The organism is Rhodococcus sp. P4_B6 (assembly GCF_056402215.1).
Window position 1 is genome coordinate 1 of the sequence record NZ_JBFUHV010000363.1, and the last position, 3,207, is coordinate 3,207.

Below are 3,207 nucleotides of genomic sequence, written 5' to 3' on the forward strand. Positions count from 1 at the left end.
GTTCCGCGGTCTGCTCGACGCGCACGCGGTCGACATCACCGACGAGATGCTGATCGCCGCGGCCGGCGCGATCGCCGACAGGGTGTCGCCGTCCGAGCTCAATGCCACGTACATCGTGCCGAGCGTGTTCGACGCGGGTGTCGCGCCGGCGGTCGCGGCGGCGGTGCGTCAGGTGGCCGACCGGGGGCCACAGCCGCAGAAGTGAGCCATTCGATCGTCGTCGTGCGTGCGCCCGGGCGATCACCGCAGCGGGCACGCGGTGTCCCGATGCGTCGGCACGTGGGGAATCGATCGAGTCGTAATGCTCGCCGCCTGGCGAGGACCTTCCGGGTCTCCTTCGCGGTGACCTCGGGGGCAGCGGAGATCGGCCGGTTCGCGATCTGCCCGTGCGTTCCGGTTACCGCGTCGGGTCTCCGGATGGACCGGTGGATCAGCGGATCAGCGGGCTCGGTGTGTCGCGTCAGTCGCGGAGCTCGCCGATGTCTCCGGCCCCTCCCTGCAGGTGCATCCGGCCGTCGGACAGCTTGTAGGTGACGCCGGCAATAGCGCAGGCACCACTTCCGACGCGATCGGCGATGATGCGCGAACGCTSCATSAGSAGAGCCCCGGTCTCCACGACGTGGCGGCCTTCGAGTTCGTCGACGGTGGTGAGGCCCTCTTTGCGACCCAYCATGATCGACGGCGCCACCCGTTCGACGATGCTGCGGATGAAGCCGTCCGGRACCTTGCCCTTGTCCAGCGCGTCSAGCGTGGACTTCACGGCGCCGCAACCGTCATGACCCAGCACGACGATCAAGGGCGCGTCGAGGRYCTGCACCGCGTATTCRATGGAACCGAGCACGGCGTCGTCGAGGACGTGGCCGGCCGTKCGGACGACGAACATGTCACCGAGKCCCTGGTCGAAGATGATYTCCGCRGCGACACGTGAGTCTCCGCATCCGAACACCACCGCGGTGGGGTGCTGYTCGGCGTCGAGCTGCGCGCGGTCGGCGATTCCCTGRCCGGGGTGGATCGAGACTCCGCTGACGAAGCGCTCGTTACCCTGGCGGAGGGTTTTCCACGCGGCAACCGGGTTGGAGTGGGGCATGCGGTTATCGTGCACCCGCCCTGTTGCGGCTGCTCGGCGGGAACATTACGGCGACGGAAACTCCGGTTCGCGCCTCGCCGACGGGACGTGTGAGGAGAAGTGACGGGCGAYGCCTCGTGCCGATCAGCCGGTGCGAGTCGGAGGCCTGGAATCTCCCGCGGCGTCGTGMGGGTGTGTGACCGCCCGACACATCCTGTGAGCGAGATCATGCTGCAGCAAACGCCCGTCGTCGGTGGCGCCCACTGGGGGRATGGGTGCAGCGGTGGCCRGTCCCGCCAGTGGCGGGCGTCGAGCCAGATCGACGTCCTGCGCGCKTCCGGCGGGCCACCATCGACGGGGGAGACAGCCCTCGATAAAGCCTCGCGAGTCTCGTGTCCCGACCGAGAACCGCTGATCCGGAACCCGAGGGCMCACYCCGGCGCGCGAATCACGGCCCAGCAGGAAGCCATGAACGCGATGATGTGGATTGGGGCGGCGCCCTCCTGGTGGTTGACGGCGCGGTCAGCCTGCTGACAGGGCMCATCACCTCGCGGGTCCTCCGACGTCCGGACAACCTCGAGCAGGAACCGCCCCGTGTCGACGAGGTCACCTCGAGCAGGGCCACCACACCGATGTCCTGCGGCCACCTGGCCTCGTCCGGCCACAGAGTCATCGCATCCTGGCGGCCAACCTCTCGAAAGCCTCACCCGATCCGTGCCGGAACGTCCACCCCGGAAAACGACATCACCCGCCCGCCGTCTCCCCACCCCCCCGCGACCAGATCACCCGGCCGCCCTACCACCACCGTCCGGGAACCCGCCGGGCCGTCGAGTCATCACGCTCGATCGTCATCTGATCCACCACGGCCGCCGCCCGGTGGTCCTCGTCTCCGCACACACCAACACCGCGCCACCAGCAGCCGGTCGCTGAGTTGAGACGACCGACAGTCGATCGCCGAGTCAGCCAGTGCCCTTGTGTCACCGCGTCTTCCGGAGCACATGTGCGTGAGGGGGCGGCCCCGGCAGCGGATCCGTCGGAGGCCTGCTCCTGGTCGCGCCGGCGTCGCTTGTGGAGACCGAGCAGGTGGGGGTTGAGGCGGTGGCCGACGAGCCGCTGCGGAGGTAGATGTTCTCTCAGGGCGAAGCAGGGAGTACACGAAGGCCCGGAACAGCAGCAGCACCATGCCGATCAGGATGAACGGGCGGATGTCAGATGCCAAAACCATTGAGCCTGAAAGGAACTCGATCACCGTAACGGTAAACCGCGGTAACCAACCATTGGGCGAACGGTGGTAGGTCCCGGCAGTCGGACTGAGGCGCAAGCCTCCATGCATGGCGAGAAATCGCCTGTTGCGAGGAGRGYGGCGGAGCAAACCTGCCGATTGCTGATCGTCTCGCCACCTGGCGAAACCCCTACTGCGGCGGGCTGACCGCACGCTTCGACGAGATCGGTACACCGGCGTGGTTGCCCGCACCCCCGGCACTGGCCGCGTTGCCGTTCCACCGTGCTCCCGCCACCCCCGCTTGTCCGCGCTTGAGGATGCGACCCGGTGAGGATCGAAACACGCCGCCAGCGCGGCATCCTGGCAATCGATATGCTCCCGCCCCGCAACGAGCCGAACACCCACCCGCCCACACCACCGTTCACACGCCGGAGAACCGATGCTGCCGTCCTTCATGCCCCAGACGGTGCCTCCCACGTATCGCCGCCGCCCAGCGCTCTAGAATGTGACGGTGGTCATCGTTTTCGAGGTGTTGCTGGTTCTCGCGGCTGTGCTCATCACGTGGTTCTCCCTGTACGTCGTCTACCGCTTGATCGACGGCGAATCGAACCGCCGATACCGGTAACCTCGACCGGCTTGACGCCGCCAGGGTCACCCCCGGAGGCGCTCGGCGAATGCCGTCGGCAGGTCACCGCGGTCGCCCAGCTGATTATCAGTGCGGAGGACTCTCGAACTCCAGACGGTTCGTCCGCTGGTGGTTGAGCATCGGACGCAGCCCAACCCACACCAACGGCGACATCCCAAACGGTGACCCGTTGCACCCGGTTCCTCACTTACCCCACCGGCGACGTCACAGGCATCGACCAACTCATGCTGGAGCGCTACCTGGACGACCTGGCCAACGATCGTCTCGGCCGGG

At 67.5% G+C, this 3,207-nt stretch carries 1 protein-coding gene and 1 pseudogene; one reads left to right on the forward strand and one right to left on the reverse strand.

Going from position 1 to position 3,207, the window contains the following annotated elements:
* Window positions 1–205 (forward strand): annotated as a pseudogene (locus AC1DWT_RS50375) (NAD-dependent malic enzyme); the annotation flags it as partial.
* 255 nt (window positions 206–460) lie between these two features.
* Here the strand turns inward: AC1DWT_RS50375 and AC1DWT_RS50380 are convergent.
* Window positions 461–1,087: a carbonic anhydrase gene (locus AC1DWT_RS50380; RefSeq protein ID WP_477926181.1), complete on the reverse strand. Its 627-nt coding sequence runs from the start codon at window positions 1,085–1,087 to the stop codon at window positions 461–463.
* Window positions 1,088–3,207: the final 2,120 nt, after the last annotated feature.